Here is a 20,250-nt window from a genome sequence, read left to right on the forward strand (position 1 = left end):
TCGCCGGCGTCCTCCTCATGGCTGTCCATGGACATGGGTCGACCGGCTCGTGGGCCGGGGGTCGAGCTGGGGGAGCCGGCCGAGCTTTCCGCGGTGCCAGGGCTCGGCGCCGGGACTGTCCCGGGCCCTGAACTCCAGGCCGAACTCCTCGCACAGATACTGCGCTGCGTACCGCCCCGCGGACGCGGTGCGGATGAGGCTGCCGCCGCCGACCCACTGACCCGTCATGGAGAAGCCGCTCAGGCCGGGAAGGCGCATCCGGTCCCTGTTGACCAGCTTGTTCGCGAGGGCCTCGGCCTCGGTGAAGGACTTCCAGCCGAGGATGCTGCCGCCCCAGTTGCCGGTGTACCGCTGCATCGTGACCGGCGAGGCCACGTCGATCACCTCGATGCGCCCACCGATGCCCGGATGCTGCCGCTCAAGGAATCCCCGCACGAAGCCGGCGACCTCGAGCTTGCGTGCCCGGTACTCCCTGCGGTCGGTGCTCCGCAGCGCCTTCCAGTAGGCGAAGTCGCTGAAGTACGTGCAGTGGATGACCGACTTGCCCGGCGGTGCGAACGTGTCGCAGTAGCGTGAACGCAGCTGCACCACCATACTGTTCTGCCGGACGGCCGGCAGGGCGGCGCTGTCCTGCTGGGACAGGAGATAGGTGATGCTGTGCGGCGTGTCCGGGTCCACGTCACCGGTCAGGCCCACGAACGCGGAGACCACGCCCGGATACACGAGCGCCGGCTCGTGCAGCATCCTGGTGTAGAGCCTGTCGACAGTGGGGCTGGTGTACTGCCCGTCCAGCAGGCGGTGGATCGTGGTGTACCCGTCGCAGGCCGAGATGACATGGTCGGCGTAGTGCCGTGTTCCGTCCCTGAGTTCGACACCGATGGCCCGATCGGCCTCGATGAGGATCCGGTCGGCCCGGGCACGGTAGTCGATCCGGCCGCCCAGCGAGGTGTACCGCTCCTCGATGGAGCGTGACAGGCCCAGCGACCCGCCCTGGGGGAAGCCGGCGTTGCCGTGGTGAGCGCTGGCCAGGTTGAACAGGTACGGCAGCAGCGGGAAGACCTCGTGGTCCTGGAAGAAGATGTAGGGGAACGCCCGGCGCAGCAGCGGGTCCTGGAACTTTCCGCAGAAGGACTCCATCGAGGTGGCGACGGTACGCCAGAGCAGCCGGAAGGCAGGAAGGATCGTGCGGAGCAGGCGGAGTCGCTCCCGAGCGGTCCGCAGCGGCGGCGCTGTCAGGAACGGGTAGAGGTTGATCTCGGTGAACCGTCTCAGATCCCGGCAGAAGGCCCGGATCAGCCGTGCATCGGCGGGGGAGATGTCCAGCAGATGCCGCTCCAGCCGTTCGGGGTCGTTGAAGAACGTCACCGAACGGCCGTCCTCACCGACCACCGTGTTGAACATCTCGAAGTTCGTCATCGTCTTGCCGTCGAACGCCCCGAGCTCACGCCAGATCCTCGCGGCGTCGTTGTTGGACCCCGTGCCGGTCAGCCACTCGATGCAGTAGTCGAAGACATAGCCGTCACGCGCCCAGGCTGTGCAGCAGCCTCCGGGCAGTACGTGCTTCTCGAGGATTCGGGTCTGCATCCCGCTCATCTGCGCGTAGCACCCGGTCGACAGCCCGCCCACCCCCGCACCGATGATGAGCACGCGGGGCTTGCCGCCGGGAGGGCGGTCGCGACGGCTCCACTCCGGATCGGTGTCATGCGCCATCGGTGCGGTCCGCCTCCCTGATGGCGCGCGAACGGGTCACATCGAAGGCGACGGGCAGCTCATGAAGGCTGTTCGCGATGCCCCCAGTCCTCCAGCGCAGGGCGTCCTCGGGGACGGCGAGCCGCAGGCCGGGCAGGCGTCGCAGCGCCGTTTCGATGGCCACCCGCAGTTCCAGCCGGGCCAGATGGGCTCCGAGGCAGAAGTGCGCACCGTGCCCGAAGCCGAGATGTGGGGGGCCACTACGGTCCAGAACGAGGTGATCGGCATGAGGGAAGACCGCGGGGTCCCGGTTGGCGGCCGCCGGTGCCGTGAGCACGGGTTCACCGGCGCGGACGAGTGCCCCGCCCAGCTCGACGTCCTCGTTGGCGTAGCGAGGGGCGGTGAAGTCGAGGAGTTCCACGTACCGCAGCAGTTCCTCCACGGCGGCGGGGATGGTCTCCGGTTGCTCGGAGAGCCGCACGAGGAGTCTGGGGCGGGTCAGCAGATGGTAGAGGGATGCTGTGATCTGGCCGGCGACGGTCACGAAGCCGGCGACGACGAGATCGACCACGAGGGCGAGCAGCTCGTCCTCGGTGACCTCGCCCCGCTCACCGGCCCGCAGTAGAGAGGTGATCAGGTCGTCGCCCGGCTCTCCCCGTCGAAGGGCCAGCAGTTCGGACACATGGGTGGTGATTGTCGCCGGCTGCTCGGTGAGTTCGTCCACCGTGGAGCCGAACAGGGTGTCTTCCAGCCAGGTGCGGAAGCGGCTGTGGTCGCTCGGGACCCCGAACAGTTCGCAGTTGAGTGTCAACGGCAGGGGGATGGCCAACAGTCCGACCAGGTCCCCCCGGGGCCCGGACTCCACGACGCGGTCGAGGAGCTGGTCCGCGAGGTGACGGGCACGATCCGCCAGCCGGTCGATCCGGCGGGCGCTGAACTCCTTGGTCATCAGGCCGCGCAGTCGAGTGTGTCCGGGTGGGTCAAGGGACATCAGGCCCACTTGGTCCCAGGCCTCCGCCCCCGTGCGCGGCTTGTCCCGGCCCACTGCTGCGGCGAGGCTGAAGCGCGGGTCCGACAGTACCTGCCTCACGTCGGCGTACCGGGTCGCCAGCCAGGCTTCCTGACCGTAGGCCGGCCGGACACGGGCGAGCGGCTGCTCGCGCAAGTGCGCGTACACGGGATGGGGCTCAAGGCCTGGACCCGGTGCGAAGGGGAAGGCCAAGGGCTCCCGCGGCGCCTGCGTCTGCGGGTCGGGCCCTTCCCTTCCGCGGGAGCTTCGTCCGGCGGCGGAACCCCCGTTGTCACGAGTCATTCGTCGCAGCTCCCGTCAGAATGGCCTGCACCACGCTCGTGTTGCGCTCCAGATGGCCCGGGTCGAGCATGTCGGCGTGGACCCCCGAGCCCCGGAACACCGCCGTGCGCGTGGTGGAACCGCCGTGCCAGGCACCGTCCTGACCGACGGCGTAGAACTCCGCCTTCCGCTCGTCGGAGATCACACTGACCGGGGCCGTGACCGTCCCGGTGTTCGGGGTGCGGCCGCAGAAGTCGATGTACTCCCTGGCCTGTTCCAGCGTGTCCTTCGCGACCGTCTCCGACCCGGTGTGTTTGCGCAGGTGCTCGCCCAGCTCGTGTTCGAAGGCTTTGAGGTGTTCGTCCGAGAGGCGGAACGACTCGCGGATGCGGTACGAGTCCACGATGACGACGTGCGCCACCTCACGCCCGCGCCGCTCCAGTTCCCCGGCCACCTCGAAGGCGAGGTTGCCGCCGAGCGAGTAGCCGAGCAGGGTGACGGGGCCTTCCGCCTGGAGCGACTCGACAAGATCGGCGTAGCGCTGTGTCTTGTCGTCGCCCGGCAGGTAGTCGAACGCGGTGATCCGGTACTCCGGCAGGTGCGCGGCGAAACCGCGGTAGACCAGACCATGGCCGCCGGCCGGCGGGAGACAGAAGAGCTGTGACCCGCCGCCTTCGTTGAACCGCAGGTAGGGCTGTGTGTCGGTGGTGCGGCCGGTGGCGATCCGCTCCACCGTCCCGGCCATGCCCTGGAGTGTGGTGATCTTGAAGAGATGGCTGACGGGGATGGGGACACCGAACTCGTGCTGCAAGCGGTGGACCAGTTCGATCAGCTTGATCGAGCTGCCGCCGGCCTCGAAGAAGTCGTCGCGCAGACCGATCCGTTCCAGGCCGAGTACGGCTTGCCACTGCTCGGCGACGCGCACCTCGTAGCCCGTCACCGGCGGCTCGTGAGGCCGTTCGGCGCCGTGGAAGCGTGGTGCGGGCAGAGCGGCCGGGTCGACCTTGCCGTTCGAGGACAGGGGCAGGGCGGGCAGGGCGACGAAGTGCGACGGGATCATGAAGGTCGGCAGGGAGCCGGCGAGGTGACGGCGCAGTCGGCGCGGGTCCAGCTCCACGCCGCCCACCGGTACGCAGTAGGCGCACAGGAAGGGTTCACCCTGGGTGTCATGCCGTACGGTCACCACCGATTGCGCCACTTCGGGGCAGAGTGCCAACCGCGATTCGACCTCGCCGAGCTCGATGCGGTGGCCCCGGAGCTTGACCTGCGAGTCGACGCGCCCGAGCAGGTGCACACAGCCCTCAGCGTCCCAGATCGCGAGGTCACCGGTGCGGTAGGCCCGTACCGGCCGGGCGTCGGCCTCCCCGGCCAGCGCCAGGGCGGCGAAGCGCTGGGCGGTCTGCTCGGTGTCACCCGCGTAGCCGAGGGTGACACCGTCGCCGCCGATCCACAGTTCGCCGGGCACACCCGGCGGCACCGGTTCGCCGTACCCGTCCAGGATGTAGACCTCGCTGTTGGGGAAGGGCCGCCCGATCGGCACCATCCGGCTCGGCTCCAGAGCGTCGGCCGGCCCTTCGAAGCAGGTGCTGTCGATGGTCGCCTCGGTGACCCCGTAGGAGTTGACCAGGCGGGTGCGCGGGCCGCAGAGACCGTGCAGTCGCTGGTACTCCTCGACCTTCCAGGCGTCGGAACCGACGATCAGGAGCCGCATGAAGTCCAGGCGCACGCCCTCGTGCGCGCAGTGGTTCATCAAGGCGCGCACGACCGCCGGCACGAACTCGCCGCAGTCGACCCGCTCGGCCAGCATCGTCTCGTACAGGCGGGCCGTGTTGAACAACAGCTCGCGGCCGGCCAGCACCAGCGTGCCGCCGGAGCACAGCGCACGCACGAGGTCGCCGGTGAAGACGTCGAACGCGGGGCCGGCGAGCTGGAGGTGGACGCGTACGTCGTGGTCGAGCCGGTACTTCTCCCGCCACCCGCCGTACGCCGAGGCGAGGTTGCGGTGGCTGACCCGCCCGGCCTTGGGAAGGCCGGTGGAGCCGGAGGTGTAGATGACATAGGCCAGGGCGTCCGGGTCGATGGTGACGTCGAGCGGCGCCTCGACGGGGGGACCGGACCGGCGCAGCTCCTCCAGGGTCAGTACCCCGGCGGCCGCGGAGCTCATCCGTGTACGCCCGTCCTCGTCCTCGACGACGACCAGGGACGCGTCGGCGTGGTGGACCATGTAGGCCAGGCGGTCCGCCGGGTACGAGGGGTCCAGCGGCAGGTACGCGCCACCGGCCCGGAGCACCGCCAGCAGGCTGACGACCAGCTCCGGCGTCTTGTCCAGGCACAACGCCACCACCGTGCCCTCACCCACCCCCCGGGCGCGCAGCCGGTGGGCCAGGACGCGGGAGCGGTGCTCGACCTCGGCGTACGTGAGACGACGCGTGGCGCCCGGCTCCGACGGGGCCGATACGGCAATCGCCCCGGGGTGCGCGAGGGCGGCCCGGCGGAACAGTTCGTGCACGGGGATGTCGTGATCGGTCCGGTTGCCGGCCCCGCTCCACTCGTGGAGGATGCGTGCGCGCTCCTTGGCGCCGAGCATGGCCGTCCGGGTGGCGGGTCGGTCGGCGGGCGCCCGGGTCAGCCCGTCGAGAAGGTTGACGTAGTGCGAGGCCAGCCGTCGCATCGTGTTCTGCTCGAAGAGGTCGGTGTTGTACTTGAAGACGCAGTGGAACCGGCCCTCGGCCTCGTCCTCGTACGCCGACAGGGTGATGTCGAACTGTCCTTCCTCCTCTGGCAGTTCGATGTACTCCAGTCGGTAGCCGTACTGCTCGGTGGCGACCTTGTGGGTGAGCAGGATGAACATCGCCTGGAAGACCGCGGACCGGCTGGGGTCGTGCCGCAGGCCGAGCTTGTCGACCAGCAGGACGAACGGGTACTCCTGGTTGTCCAGGCCGCCGAGCACGGTGTCGCGTACCCGTGACAGGAGCTCGGCGGTCGACGGCTCACCGGCCAGGTTCACGTAGAGCGGCAGCGGGTTGACGAAGTAACCGTAGACGGAGGAGAAGTCCTCGTGGGTGCGGCCGGTGACGGGGCTGCCGACGATGATGTCGTCCTGTCCGCTGTAGCGGTGCAGCAGCAGATAGTAGGCGCTCAGCAGCACCATGTACACGGTGACGTTGTGCTCGCGTGCCAAGGCGTGCACGCGCGTGCTGAGCTCCTCGTCGAGCGCGAAGAACTCCGACGCGCCGTTGTGGGTCTGGACGGCGGGGCGGGGCCTGTCGGTGGACAGGGCGAGAACCGGTACCTCGTCGGGCAGGTGGCTCCGCCAGTAGTCGAGCATCCTTCGCGCGTCGCCGCCCGAGAGGAACTGGTTCTGCCGGTTGAGGAAGTCGAGGTACCGCGCGGGCACCGGCGGCAGCCGGACGGGCCGGCCCTGACGCAGACCCTCGTAGATCGCGAGGAGTTCCTCGATGAAGGTGAACGTCGAGACGGCGTCGGAGACGACATGGTGGACCGCCTTCATGATCACCCAATGCCGCGGACCCCGTTTGAACAGGCGGAAGCGGACCAGCGCGTCACGTTCGAGGTCGTACGGTCTGCGGTACTCGTCGATGATCATCTGCCGGATGTCGTCCCACTCCCGGTCCTGCACGTCGAACACGCCGAAGTCCGGCGTGACCTCCGCGGAGATCAGCTGCACCGGCCGGCCGTCGTCCATGACGAAGTTGGCGCGCAGGCTCGGGTGCCGGTCGATGACGGTGGCGAACGCGGTGCGCATCAGCTCGGGATCGAGGTCGACGCGCACCTCCACCGCGCCACCGATGTTGTAGGCGTAGCCGTCCGGGTTGAGCTGCTTCAGGAACCACAGGGCCTTCTGGTTCTGGGTCAGGGGATACCGCTGCTCGTCGTCGTACAGCTCGATCGCCGTGCTGCCGCTCCCGTCCGGATCCCCGGCGAGCAGCCCGGCCAGGCCGGAGTGCAGCTGTTCGACCAGTTCGGCGACCGGCGCGTTGCTCAGCAATGACACCACCGGCAGGGCGATCCCCAGCTCGGCGTGGACACGGGCGCGCAGCTCCATCGCGAGCAGCGAGTCCAGCCCCCGCGCACCCAGGACGTCCGCCAACCCGACGTCCTGTGCGTTCACCCGCAGCACACCGGCCACCAGCGCGGTGAACCGCTCGGTCAGCAGCCTTCGACGCTCCCCGTCGTCGGCTTCGCGGAAGGCGTCGACGGGACTCCGGTGCTCATCGGCGTCCCGGGCGCCGCCCTCGGCGGCCAGTTCCGTGACGAGCGGTGGCGGGGAGGGGTACCAGGCGACGAAGAGCGGCCAGTCGACGACAGTGGCGACCAGTAACTGGGCGCGGTCCAGCCCGATGACCCGTTCGAGCACGGCCATACCGGTGTCCGGAGACAGCGAGTGCATACCGCGGCTCGTCCGATAGTGCTCGACCAGCCCGAGTTCCTCGATCATGCCGGTCGCCCATGGCCCCCAGTCGATGCTCAGCGCCGGGAGCGCGTGGGCCCGGCGGTGATGCGCCAGCGCGTCCAGGAACGCGTTCCCGGCCGCGTAGTTGGTCTGGCCGGCGGTGGTCAGCAGTGAGGCGACCGAGGCGAACAGCACAAAATGGTCGAGCGGTTCGTCGCGCAGCAGGCGGTGCAGGACACTGCCGCCGATCACCTTGGGCCCGTACACGGAGTCGAAGGTCCCTCGGTCCATCTCCGGCACCAGCTTGTCCCGAACCTGTCCGGCGAGGTGGAACACGCCGCGGACCGGCGGTGCCCCGGCTGCCCGGTGGTCGGCCAGCCACGCGGCCAGGGCCGCCTCGTCGGTGATGTCCAGCGGTGCCACGACGGGGTGGGCTCCCAGCTCCTCCAGTTCCCTGACGAAACGTACGTTGCGGCCGGCCGTGGACTCGGGGGCGACCTCGTGCCACCGGCCACGCTCGGGCAGGGCGGTACGGCTCACCAGGATCAAACGGCGCGCGCCCCGCCGGACGAGGGTGCGGCACAGCAGCCGGCCCAGCGCGCCGAACGCCCCGGTCACCAGGTAGCTGCCGTCGGCGCGCAGCCGCAACGGCAGCGGTCGGGTGAGACCGGTGGCCGGCATCAGCCGGCTGGTGCGGCGGCGGCCCGCGCGCAGGGCGATCTCGTCCTCGTCGTCGACCGACAGCTCGCGCAACAGCGCCTCGGCCTCCGACCGGCGGGCCGCGACATCGCCCGGCCGGGTCGGGGCGAGGTCGATGAGCTTGCCCCGGTGCGTGGTCAGCTCCTGGTGGCGCAGCACACGGCCGACGCCCCAGGCCGTCGCGCCCAGCGGCTCCACGATGTCGTCGGCGGCCACCGCCTGCGCACCGCGCGTGACGATGTGCAGCCGGGCGCCGGGCTGTTCCCGCGGCAGGGTCCGGGCGAGCGCGATCAGGGAGTAGGCGCCGGTGCCGGTGTGCTGGTCGAGCGTGAGGGGATCGACCTCGTCGATCGACGGCGCGTCGAGATTCCACAGGTGCACGATGCCGTCGGGCCGGACGCCGTGGTCTTGGCGCAGCTCGGTGAACAGGCGGGCCAGGTCCTCGGTGGAGTCCGGCGCGATCGTCCAGGGGTGGTCCTCTCTCGCCGAGCGGTAGCCGTCGCCCGGGCGGACCAGATGACAGCGCCCGCCGGCCGCGGTCACCGCGGCCGCGAACTCGTCGGCCAGACCCCCCGCGTCGGCGAACACCAGCCAGTCGTGTGCCGCGCCGGCTTCGAGCCCGGCGGCGTCCGCATCGAGGGGCCGGTCGACCCACGTCAGCTCGGTCAGCCAGCTGTCCACCGTCCCGAGGCCGACCGTGGTAGCCGCCTCCTCGACGTCCGCCGCGCGGAATCCGCTGATCCGGCCGAGCGGCACGCCGCTGTCGGAGTACAGGGAGATGTCGCCGACGATCTCCTCGGCACCGCGGCGCGACACGGTCGCGTGCGCCCACAGCGGCTGGTCGCCCACCGGATCGACGCGTACCTCGTCGATGGACAGTGGGAGCAGGACGCCGGTGCCGCGTCCGCCCGTCCCTCCGGCCCGCAGCCTCGGTGCGAGCAGCGTCTGGAAGCAGGCGTCGAGCAGCGCGGGATGCATATGGTGCCGGGCGGCATCCGCACCGAGCGGCTCCGGCGGACGGATGCGGGCCAGCGCCTCGTCCGGTCCGATCCACACCTCGCCGATCCCCTGGAAGGCCGGCCCGTAGTCGTACCCCAGGGCGGCCAGCGCCGCATAGCACTCGGCACCGTCGAGCCGGTGTGTGCTGCGCGCCCGGACCGCTTCGGCGTCGAGCGGCCCGACGGTACGACGGCGCTGTCCGGCCCGTACCAACCCGCTCGCGTGCACGGCCGGTTCCCGGCCGTCGCCCGTCACGCTCGCGATGGTGAACGCGGCGCTCTCCGCGGACACGGACAGCTGCACCTTCGCGGCCTCGTCGCCGGACAGGAACAGAGCCTTGCGCAGTCTGATGTCCCCCAGGACCGCTTGCGTGCCGCCGGTCATCGCCCGTACCGCCTGTACGGCCATCTCCACATATCCGGCCGCGGGGAAGACCACACTGCCCTGGACGCGGTGATCGCTCAGGTACGGCGACGTCTCCAGGTCGAGCTTCGTCTCCCACGCGGGTTCGGCGTGCGCCATGCGGCGGCCCAGCAGCGGGTGGTCGTGCCGGCCGAGCCGGATCTGCCGTACCGGCTCGGGCTCCGTCCAGTAGCGGTCCCGCTTCCAGGGATAGGGCGGCAACGTCACCGGACGGCCGGCGGGCTGCAGCACGTCCCACGCGACGTCTACGCCCATGTTGTGCAACGAGGCCAACGACCGCATGAACTGTTCGGGCTCGTCCCTCAGCCTGCGGATCGACGGCAGGGTCCGGCCTTCGACGCCCCGTGCGGCAAGGCACTCCTGCATCGCCTGACCGAGCACGGGGTGCGGACCGATCTCCAGGAACACGCCGAAACCGTCGTCGGCCAGCCGGTCGACCGCCGCGCGGAAGCGCACGCTGCCGCGAACGTTCTCCCACCAGTAGCCGGCGTCCAGTTCGGTGCCGCGCGCGGTGCCCTCCCTGCCGGTGAGATAGACCGGAACCTGCGCCGCACGGGGCTTCAGGTCCGCCAGCGAGGACAGCAGCTCTTCCTTGATCGGGTCCATCCGCCCGCTGTGGTAGGGCACGCGGACGGAGAGGAACCTGGCGAAGACCTGCCCGTCGTGGAGCTCGGCGGCAAGCTCCTCAAGAGCGTCCCGGTCGCCCGACAGCGTGACGGATCCGGGGCTGTTCGACGCGGCCAGCGACACCCGATCACCGTACGGCCGCACACGCCGTGCCGCCTCCGCGGCGGTCAGGTTCACCGCGAGCATGGTCCCGGTGCCCGTCAGCCGCTGCTGGAGACGGCTGCGGTGGACGACGACGGCGACCGCGTCCTCAAGGCTGTAGACACCGGCCTCGTAGAACGCCGCGACCTCACCGGTGCTGTGTCCGACGACGGCGTCGGGCCGTACACCGTAGCTGCGCCACAGTGCCGCCAGACCGACCTGCACGGCGAAGTTGGCCGGCTGCGCGAGCCAGGTCTCGTCCATCCTCGAGTCGGCTTCGTCGGCCGCGAGCTGCTGGACCAGGGACCAGCCGGTGAGCTTGGCGATCTCGTGGTCGCACCGCTCGACCGCCTCCCGGTAGACCGGCTCGCTCTCGAACAGGCCACGCCCCATGGCCCACCACTGCGGCCCCATACCGGTGAACACCCAGACCAGGCGCCGCCGCGCGGCGTCACGCCGCTGGTCCACGAGCACGCGTGGGTGGTCCTCGCCCCGCGCGTACGCCTCCAGGCCCTCCTCCAGCGAGCCGCGCGAGGAGTACACGACCGACAGCCGTGACTCCAGGTGCTGACGGCGATGCGCCAGGGTGTACCCCAGGTCGGACAGTGACACGGGCGCGCCGTCGTCTCCGGTGCCCGCCAGCTCCCGTCGGATGCCCGCCGCCAGCCCGGGCAGGACGGCCGGGTCGCGGGCGGTCAGCGGCAGGATGGTCCACCCCGGCTCCGCCGCCGGCGCGGACGGATCGGCGGTGTCCGGGCTGCCGGCGGACCGGGCGGCAAGCGCGCGCACCGGAGTCTTCGGCGCTTCCTCCAGTACCACATGCGCGTTGGTGCCGCCGAAGCCGAAGGCGTTCACCCCGGCGCGCGCCGGTCCTTCGTGGGCGGGCCAGTCGACCGCCCGGACCGGGATCTCGTAGGGCATCGACGCCAGGTCGATGGCGGGGTTGATCCGCTCCAGGTTGATATGCGGCGGGATCCTGCGGTGCTTGAGGGACAGGACGGCTTTGATCATTCCCGCGATCCCGGCGGCCGATTCGGTATGACCGATATTGGCTTTGACCGATGCGATGTAGCACCGGGAACCCCGCGTTCGCCCGATCGACAGGGCGCGGCCGAGCGCGGCGGCCTCGACCGGGTCGCCGACCGGTGTCGAGGTACCGTGCGCCTCGATGTACTGCAGGTCGCCCGGCTTGATTCCGGCCTCCGCGCAGACCCGCTCGATCAGTGCCACCTGGGCGTCGGCGTTGGGCACGGTGATGCCGTTGGTACGACCGTCCTGGTTGACGCCGCTGCCGATGATCACCGCGTGGATCGGGTCGCCGTCGCGTTCGGCGTCCGCCAGGCGCTTGAGCGCGACCACGCCGACGCCCTCGGCGCGGACGTAGCCGTTGGCCGAGGCGTCGAAGGTGCACGACCGGCCGTCGGGGGACAGGAAGCCGCCCTTGGTCTCGGCGATGCTGTACTGCGGGGCCATGTGCAGCAGCGTGCCTCCGGCGAGGGCGAGACAGCTCTCACCGCGGAGCAGACTCTGGCACGCCAGATCCACCGCCACCAGGGACGAACTGCACGCGGTGTCGATCGAGACGCTGGGGCCGCGGAAGTCGAAGCAGTGTGAGATGCGGTTCGACACCATCGTCATCATGGTGCCGGTCGCGGTGTGCGCGGCGAGCGTGTCGAAGCCGAGGTCGGCGAACTGCAGGATCTTGTAGTCGAGAGTGAACGCGCCGACGAACACGCCGACGTCGTGTCCGGCCAGTTCCGCGGGCTTCTGCCCGCCGTCCTCAAGAGCCTCCCAGGCGACCTCCAGCAGTTTGCGCTGCTGGGGATCCATGTGCTCCGCCTCGCGCGGGCTGATGCCGAAGAACACCGGATCGAACTCGTCGAACCCGTCGATGTAGCCACCGCGCCCGCCGACCAGCCGCCCGGGCTTGGCCGGGTGCCGGGTGCCGAGCGTCGTGACGTCGTACCGGTCGGCCGGAGTCGGTGTGATGCAGTCCCGGCCGTCGATCAGGTTCTGCCAGAACGCACGGTGGCTGGACGCGCTGCCCGGAAACCGGCAACCGATACCGATGACGGCGATCTTGTCGCGGCTGATGGCGTTCCCCTCTCGGTCGTGGTCAACGTCCTTGCGATGGTGGTCCCGTGGAACTGCCGACAGGCCGGACCGCCCGCCGTCAGGCGACGGGCGGTCGAGGACCCAACAGGTCAGAGGCTGCTGAGACGCGAGAACACCTCGGACCCCGGGGCGTTCGGGTCGGTGGCGACGTAGCACTCACGCTGCAGGGCCGCGAACTCCTGGCCGGAGATGCGCCCGTCGCCGTCCGTGTCCACGATCGCGAGCACCGCTTCGGCTCCCTGCGCGGACACTCCGTACGCCTTCAGGAGCGAAACGATCTCCTGCTGGCCGATGTAGCCGTCGTCGTCGGCGTCGGCGAGGTTGAACTCGGCCATGTCGTGCCCCACCGACGCGGCGACGTTCTCGGTGGTCGCCGCGTCCAGGACCGCCACGAACTCCTCCCGAGTGACCTGGCCGTCCCCGTCGCTGTCGGCCGCTTCGGCCAACTCCTGCCACAGCTCGGCGTACTGCTGCCGCACCGCTTGCGCCTTGTGCGGAGCCGCCTGGGGGAACTGGTCGACGATACGCGCCGCCCGCTGCTGGAAGTCCTCCAGCGTGATCCTGCCGTTGCCGTCGGTGTCGTAGAGGTCGAACATGCTCTGGGACCTGTCCTGGAGGGGACTGACCGTCATGGGGGTTGGCCTTTCCTTTTGCGGGCCTCGCGAGCGGGGCCATGCAGCGACGATTGCCTACGGTGATTTACTGCGCACGCAGAGTGGTCGACACGCGTCCTCCTGTGCGATATACGCCGAACGAGTGACGAGCGCCATGAGTGTTGACCGTGAGCCCACCCGCGCCGGACCGCTCCGTTCCGGGACGGCATCACCGGAGTGGTCCTCACCAAGCGCCACTGACGACTCATCAGCCCCGTACTCGCCGGTGGCGCGTCGGGGACGGCGGGGAGGCGCCTGGGGATACCGTCGACGCCATGGACGGTGATCGCCGAGGGTGGCGTCAGTGTGTGCTCGCCGGCGCGGTGTTCGCCGTGTGCATGGCCGGCACGACACTGCCGACCCCCCTCTACAGCCTTTATCAGGAGAAGTTCGGGTTCTCCGAGCTGACGGTGACAGTCGTCTACGCCGTGTACGCCTTCGGAGTCATCGGCGTGCTGTTGCTGGTGGGCAATGCCTCGGACGCCGTCGGCAGGCGGCCGGTGCTGCTGTCGGGTCTGGGATTCGCCGCGGCGGGCGCCGGCTGCTTCCTGTCCGCGACGGGGCTGGGCTGGCTGTACGCGGGCCGACTGCTGTCGGGGCTGTCCGCCGGTCTGGTCACCGGTGCCGCCACGGCGTACGTGATGGAGTTGGCCCCGAACGGCGGGAACTCCCGGGCCACGTTCGTGGCGACGGCCGCCAACATGGGCGGGCTGGGCTGCGGTCCCCTGCTCGCCGGGGCACTCGCGCAGTACGCCCCCTGGCCGTTGTACCTGCCGTTCGGTGTGCACATCGCGCTGGTGGCCGGCTCGGCCGTCGTCCTGCGGCGGCTTCCGGAGACCGTGCGGGAACGGCAGCCCCTGAAGACCGTACGGCCCCGGCGGCCCGCCCTGCCCACCCAGGTGCGGGCGGTGTTCGGGCCTGCGGCGATCGCCTCGTTCGTGGGGTTCGCGTTGTTCGGGGTGTTCACGTCGGTCAGCCCGGCGTTCCTGTCCCAGTCCCTGCACGTGGACGACCGCTTCGTGAGCGGACTGATCGTCGCGCTGGCCTTCTTCGCCTCGACCGCGGGCCAGCTGGCGGTGGGCCGGGTCGGGGTCGGGCGCTCCCTGCCCCTGGGCTGCGCCGGGCTCTTCCTCGGACTGGCGCTGCTCGCGGGGGCGCTGCGGTGGGACCTGCTGCCCCTGGTCGTGCTGAGCGCACTCGTCGGCGGGGCGGGGCAGGGACTGGCGTTCCGCGGGGCGCTCTCCTCGGTGTCCGCGGCCTCGCCGGAGGACCGGCGGGCCGCGGTGATCTCGACGTTGTTCGTGGTGGCCTACGCGGGCATCTCGGTGCCGGTGATCGGAGTGGGGGTGCTCTCGGGCCCGATCGGTCTGGAGGGTGCGGGGCTGGTGTTCATCGCGTGCATGACCCTCCTGGTCTCGACCGCGGCCGTGTACCTGCTCCGGCTGTCGGTACGGGCGAGGACCTGACGGCTGCCACCGGTCCCTGCCCCCTCGCCACGGCGCGTCTCGTCGACCTGTCCGCGCCGGGCCTCCCGGGCGGCCGCGCGGCACGGAGGACGACCTGGGCAGGCCGGGGACACGGTTGCGCAAAAGCCTCGGCTTCCCCCGGCACGGTGCCCCCTCTGCCCGACGACTTAGTGCGAAGTCCGGCGTGAGGTGGAGGACTTGAGGAAGCGATACGCGAGCGGACGAAGGTCATGCGCCGGATCCGGAGGTGTGCTGGTGATCGTCGGTCGGTTTCATGCGGAGACGATCAGCAGAACCACCCGACGTCCCGGGCGGAGTTTCCGCGGTACGGGGGCCGGCTGACGGACGGAGGGCGGGGTGCGGGCGCAGGTCCTCCCCGGCTCCGCTACTCTCGGCGCGACTGTCGTTGACTTCTGCGATCCGGTCACGCTGCAACCGGACCGTCACTCGGGAGACGCCATCCATGAACACGCCCCCCACACCGGCCCATGAGCGGCCGGCTGACGGCTCATCCGTCAGGATCGGCGCTCTCGTCCCGCTGACTCGCCCTGGCTGGGTCGAGGCGGGCCGGCACTTGCTCGCCGGACTCGAGCTGGCCGTGCGCGAAGTCAACGACGCCGGCGGGATCGCCGGAAGAACCCTGGAACTGGTGGTCCGGGACACCGCGGCTGATCCGCGGAGGGCCGAGGCTGCCGTGGACGAGTTGGCGGGCCTGGGTGTGGTCGCCCTGGCGGGGGAGTACCACAGCGTCGTCGCTCGCGCCGCCGCCCTCAGGGCCGACGCCCTCGGCCTGCCGTTCCTCTGCTCGTCAGCGGTCCTCGACGCGCTCACCGACCAGCCGACGCGATGGGTCGCGCGCCTCTCCCCGGCACAGTCCCACGGCTGGCGGATCTACGCGGACTTCCTCCTCGACGCGGGCCACAGCCGTATCGCCGTGGCGGCCCAGCCGAGTGTCTACTGGGCCTCCGGGGCCCGCATTCTGCGGGACCACCTGGCTCCACGCGGCGGCACCGTCATCGAACTCGACATGAGCGCGCTCGCCCCGACGGCTGTGGGCGACGAACTCGTCCACCACGGCGCGACAGCCCTCCTTCTTCTGGCCGGCCACCCGGAGCCGGCGGTGTCGATCGTCAAGTCCGTGCGCCGCGACCGACGTCTCCCGGAGATCCTGATCGGTGCTCCGGCAGGGCAACCGGAGTTCGCCGAATGGGCGGCGCTGCTGGGCGGCGACGGCGCCGGCATCCCGTTCCTGCGCTACCTGCCCGAGCGTCTCGGCCCACTCGGCGCACGAGTCGGGGCAGCCCTCCGCGAGCGGCTGGGCGAAGCACCCTCCTTCGTCGCCTTCGAGGGCTATGACACCATCGCGGTCCTCGCCGAAGTGCTGCGTTCCCGCGGCGCGGACCGGGCGCGCGTCGCCGAAGCCTGGCCGCACGTGGCCGTCGAGGGCACCCGCGGTCCGATCCGGTTCTCCCGTACACCGGACATCAGCCTCTGGCAATGGGCTTGGACGTCGGTCCACGTCGTCGACCGGGATCCGGAGCACCTCGATCGCTTTCGGATCCTCCACGCCGGCTGACCCACCACAGACTCCAGGACTCCACGGACTCCGCGGGCTCAGCGTGGTGCCGTTGCGGGCCGTCCGCCACGGTCGAGGCTCCTGTGCCCTGCCCTGCATTGCCCTGCCCGATCCGGATACGGCTGCGGAGGCGTCAGCAGAGATCCGGACAGACGAGGACCGCCCACCGGCCTTGTATCGATATCGCGACACACATTCCCTTCACACAGGGGGAGTTCATGCGAAAATTCCGTCCCCGGTCCGTGCGTCGACCGGGTGACAAGGGGAATGTCTTCGTGAAGAGATCCACGTTCAGGGTCGCCGTCGGTGGAGTGCTCGCGATTGCCGCGACCACCGTCGTGCTGCCCACCACGGCCGGCGCTTCGTGGTACATGCCCGCCGCCCCGCCCGCTGCGGGCGCGGTCGACCGGGACACCGGCGAGTCCTTCAGCCGGGCCGCGGAGGCTGTGCTGACCGAGCGGACCGCGGCGCTGCTGGAGAGCGGGCCGACGCGGCGTTCCGCGCGGCTGCCGGACCGAGGGGTACGCCTGTCCTCTGCCGTGGCGCGGTCCGAAGGCGATGCATGGTCCTGGCTGAGTGACCGGAAGAAGCGGCTCCACGGTCTTGGCGAGGTGTACACGAAGGCCGACACCGAGGTGGCCCTGAACGACACCAAGGTGGCGGACGGCAAGGCCACGGTCAGGGTCACGGAGACCACGACCCTCACCTACGGGAACGTCCGGGGCGACGAGGCCCGGACCACCGGCTTCCAGGCGCATCACGAGATCGCCTTCGCCCGGGCGGCGGACGGCGCGTGGGAAATGACCCGCATACGTGCGACCGACGCGGGTCTCGCGCCGGTCAACGCGCCGCTCCGGACGCCGCGGGCCAGGACGACCGCCGACGACGGGTTGCCCGTGGCGACCGCGGCGGCGACCAGCCGTCCGGGGCGCCAGCCGGCGGCGAAGCCGCTCGACAATGCCAACGGCTACGACTACACGGCCATGGCGGCGTACGCGGAGAAGTACTGGAGCAAGTACAACCCCGCCTACCCGTCGTACGACGGTGCGGGGGCGGGCGGCGACTGCACGAACTTCGTCAGTCAGGCGCTCAAGGCCGGCGGCTGGAAGCACGCCCCCGGCTCCTGGGACGACTACCGCAAGTGGTGGAGCGACCCGCAGCTCGGCAACACCCTCTCCTGGGTGGGCGTCAATGAATGGTCCTGGTTCGCCCTGTCCAGCAAGCGGACGGCCAACCTCTCCAACGTCTGGGAACTCGGCGTCGGCGATGTCCTCCAGGTGGATTTCGACCGTGACGGCTCGAAGGATCACACCATGATCGTCTCCTACCGTGACCGGCGGGGGACGCCGTACCTCACCTATCACTCCAACAACACCTACCGGAAGTCCCTGTCGAGCCTCCTCGCGTCGTACCCGAACGCGAAGTACTACGCGTACCGCACCTGACGGGTGGCAGCACCGAGCCCGGAACCGGGCTGCGGAACGGTTCTGCGCCGCCGCCACCGGGACGAGGACACGGGCCGAGCCCGTGCCCGCAGTGCGGTGCCGTGGGCCCGCCCGTTCGGCGCCGACGTGCCGCCCCGCCCCGTCGCCGCGTTCGCCGGTGCCCCCGGCTTCACCGCGCCGGTCCCGTGGCGGGTGTCCCTGACGGCACGCCGGATCGGCTCCCGCGCGCCCCGGGCGGCTGACGCCTGAAGCGCCCCCGCCGGGCCACCGCGCCGCCTCGCGCGGGGAGCGATGCCGGACGGGTCCTTTCCTCATGGCGCAAGCGATGCTCGGCTCATGGCGCACAGCGATGCCCGGCCCTCACCGATCCGGAGAGGCCGGGCATCGTGCGTCCCCGGGCCGCTGTCCCTCGCGAGAGGCGCCATGTCCTTCCCGGGTGGCGTCGGCGACCGAAGCGGTGCGGGCCCCGCGCCGGTCTCGCGCGGGGCCCGCCGGTCCCGCACCGGCCGACCGGTGTCGCGCCGTCCGGGGCGCGCTCCCCGTGACCGGCCGGCCTCCTGCCCCCGGTCGTGGAAGCGGACAGGGGCTTCGTCTCCCGTGAAAGCGATCACATTATTCGTGGTTTGGCCCCATAGTGGTGGATCATTTCGGGCGAAAGTACGTACTGGCTGCTCAAGCGGTCTGTAGCGCCTTCGGCCGGTAGGTAGGGGGCCGAGGGAGATATATGGGACGCGAACGCCGTACGACGTACAACCGGCGACTCGTTCTGCCCGTCGCGGGGGGAGCCGTCGCACTGGGGCTGGGCGTTCTGTACGCCGCCGGGCTGACGGCCGGCGACATCGCCGAGGGCGCACAGGTGCGCGGCGTGGACATCGGCGGGATGAGCCGGGCCGAGGCCGAGACGGTACTGAAGCGTGAGCTCGGAGCGGCCTACGCCGCCCCGGTCACCCTGAAGATCGGAGACCGTCTCGAAAAGGCGGACCCCGCGGCCCTGGGGCTCTCCCTGGACGCCTCCGCCACCGTGGACCGCGCCGCCGGCGGCCCCCATGGCCCCCTCACGGCGATCAGCGGGCTCTTCTCCGACAGGAGCGAGAACGTCGAGCCGGTGCTCCGCGTGGACGAGGAGAAGGCGCGGAGCGCGCTCGCCGAGATCGGCGCGTCCACGGCACGGAAGGTCCGCGAGGGAGGCATCACCTTCGAGGCCGGCCGGGCCAAGGCCGTCGCACCCGTCACAGGCGTCTCACTGATCGCCGACCGGTCCCTGGACGCCGTACGTGAGGCATACGCCCGCGCGCCGGTCGTCGGCCCCGTCGTCATGCCGGTCAAGAAGACTCCGCCACGTATCGGCCAGGGCGAGGTGGATCGGGCGATGGACGAGTTCGCCCGGCCCGCCGTCTCGGGCCCCGTCACACTGAACCTGGACGAGGACCGCGTATCCGTCGCCGCTTCCGCACTGGGCCGACACCTGACGATGCGGCCCGACCGCCACGGCCGGCTCGTGCCTTCCCTGGACTCCAAGGCCCTGCTCGCGGACCCCGCCCTCGCCGCCCAGGTGCGCGGAGCGGCGCGCGGCCCCGAGGACGCGGTGCTCGACCTCGACGCCGCTGAGCGGGTGGTGGTCGCCAAGGAGGCCAAGGCGGGCCGGCAGCTCACCGCGAAGGCTCTCGGCGACGCCGTCCTCCCCCTGCTGACCCGCACGGGCGCCGAGCGCACCGGCCGCGTCGAGGCACGGCCCGTGCGCCCCCGGCTCACCGGCGATTCGGCCCGACAGCTGGGCATCAAGGAGAAGGTCTCCTCCTTCACCGTCGATTTCCCTGCCGCCCCCTACCGCAGCACCAACATCGCCCGCGCCGTCGACCTCATCGACGGATCGGTCGTGCTCCCCGGCCAGGAGTGGAGCTTCAATCGCACGGTCGGCCGGCGCACCAAGGAGAACGGGTTCGTCGACGGCATCATGATCAATGACGGACGGTATGTGAAGTCGCCCGGGGGCGGGGTCTCCGCCGTCGCCACCACCATGTACAACGCCATGTTCTTCGCGGGCCTCAAGCCCCGCGAGCACGGTGCGCACTCCTTCTACATCGAGCGCTACCCGGAAGGCCGGGAGGCCACCGTCGCCTGGGGCACCCTCGATCTGCGCTGGCTCAACGACTCCGGGCACGCGATCTACGTCCGGGCGCAATCCACCGACACATCGGTGACCATCACTCTCCTCGGAACGAAGAAGTACGACGAGGTTCGTGCGACCAAGGGCCCACGCACCCGTATCACCCAGCCGGGCGCCCGCACCGGCAACGGTCCCACCTGCGAGGTCCAGACCCCCCTCGAAGGGTTCGACGTCGGCGTCGACCGGGTCTTCGTCCAGAACGGCCGAGAGGTGAAGCGGGAGAAGTACAACACCCACTACACCCCCCGCGACAAGGTGACCTGCGCTCCTGAGCAGCCCGCGTCACCTTCCGCCCCGCCCACCGGGGCGACGGGCACCGACGCACAGCTCGACTGACCCACGCCTGTCGCCAGGTGTCTTCGGAAATCCCGTCTGGCCGGTGACGCCATGGTGAAGACACTCCCTGGCGACGACGGCTCAGGGACGAAGGCGCGCCCGCCGACTGGGCGCCCTCCGGTCCGAGGGTCGGCCGGTCCGGTCGTGTCATGGTGACGACGTAGATGTTGTCGCGAGGGCAGGCGAAGGACGCGGAGGGATCCGTGGGG

Annotated in this window: 8 protein-coding genes; 4 read left to right on the forward strand and 4 right to left on the reverse strand. The window is 70.7% G+C overall.

What is annotated here, in order from left to right; genetic code table 11:
* Window positions 1-15: 15 nt before the first annotated feature.
* The 4 genes from PUR26_RS05385 to PUR26_RS05400 form a co-directional block, all read right to left on the reverse strand.
* On the reverse strand, window positions 16-1,710 hold the full coding sequence (locus tag PUR26_RS05385; RefSeq protein WP_329869713.1) for a phytoene desaturase family protein: 1,695 nt from the start codon (window positions 1,708-1,710) through the stop codon (window positions 16-18).
* Entirely contained in the window at window positions 1,700-2,866 is a 1,167-nt protein-coding gene (locus PUR26_RS05390; RefSeq protein WP_329869715.1) for a cytochrome P450, read from the reverse strand. Before PUR26_RS05390 ends, PUR26_RS05385 begins: the two co-directional genes overlap by 11 nt.
* A 124-nt stretch (window positions 2,867-2,990) precedes the next feature.
* Window positions 2,991-12,377, reverse strand: a complete 9,387-nt coding sequence (locus PUR26_RS05395) for a non-ribosomal peptide synthetase/type I polyketide synthase (protein WP_329869835.1) — start codon at window positions 12,375-12,377, stop codon at window positions 2,991-2,993.
* Window positions 12,378-12,487: 110 nt separating this feature from the next.
* Complete coding sequence (locus tag PUR26_RS05400) at window positions 12,488-13,030, reverse strand: EF-hand domain-containing protein (protein WP_329869717.1); 543 nt, start codon at window positions 13,028-13,030, stop codon at window positions 12,488-12,490.
* 296 nt (window positions 13,031-13,326) lie between these two features.
* Between PUR26_RS05400 and PUR26_RS05405 the strand changes: the two genes are divergently transcribed.
* The 4 genes from PUR26_RS05405 (at window position 13,327) to PUR26_RS05420 (ending at window position 20,041) form a co-directional block, all read left to right on the forward strand.
* Window positions 13,327-14,517 carry an MFS transporter gene (locus tag PUR26_RS05405; protein ID WP_329869719.1) on the forward strand — a complete coding sequence of 397 codons (1,191 nt, stop codon included), beginning with the start codon at window positions 13,327-13,329 and terminating at the stop codon, window positions 14,515-14,517.
* 463 nt (window positions 14,518-14,980) lie between these two features.
* Window positions 14,981-16,093: an ABC transporter substrate-binding protein gene (locus tag PUR26_RS05410; protein WP_329869721.1), complete on the forward strand. Its 1,113-nt coding sequence runs from the start codon at window positions 14,981-14,983 to the stop codon at window positions 16,091-16,093.
* A 275-nt stretch (window positions 16,094-16,368) separates the two neighbouring features.
* On the forward strand, window positions 16,369-17,538 hold the full coding sequence (locus tag PUR26_RS05415) for an amidase domain-containing protein (RefSeq protein WP_329869722.1): 1,170 nt from the start codon (window positions 16,369-16,371) through the stop codon (window positions 17,536-17,538).
* Window positions 17,539-18,262: 724 nt separating this feature from the next.
* Window positions 18,263-20,041, forward strand: coding sequence for a VanW family protein (locus tag PUR26_RS05420; RefSeq protein ID WP_329869724.1), 1,779 nt, complete (start codon window positions 18,263-18,265; stop codon window positions 20,039-20,041).
* Window positions 20,042-20,250: the final 209 nt, after the last annotated feature.

Origin of the sequence: Streptomyces sp. SP18CS02 (assembly GCF_036322365.1) — a bacterium.
Classification (GTDB): Bacteria; Actinomycetota; Actinomycetes; order Streptomycetales; family Streptomycetaceae; genus Streptomyces.

Coding starts and splice junctions, on each gene's coding strand:
- PUR26_RS05385 (WP_329869713.1), bottom strand. CDS start 1,710: ATGGCGCATGACACCGATCCGGAGTGGAGCCGTCGCGACCGCCCTCCC.
- PUR26_RS05400 (WP_329869717.1), bottom strand. CDS start 13,030: ATGACGGTCAGTCCCCTCCAGGACAGGTCCCAGAGCATGTTCGACCTC.
- PUR26_RS05405 (WP_329869719.1), top strand. CDS start 13,327: ATGGACGGTGATCGCCGAGGGTGGCGTCAGTGTGTGCTCGCCGGCGCG.
- PUR26_RS05410 (WP_329869721.1), top strand. CDS start 14,981: ATGAACACGCCCCCCACACCGGCCCATGAGCGGCCGGCTGACGGCTCA.
- PUR26_RS05420 (WP_329869724.1), top strand. CDS start 18,263: ATGGGACGCGAACGCCGTACGACGTACAACCGGCGACTCGTTCTGCCC.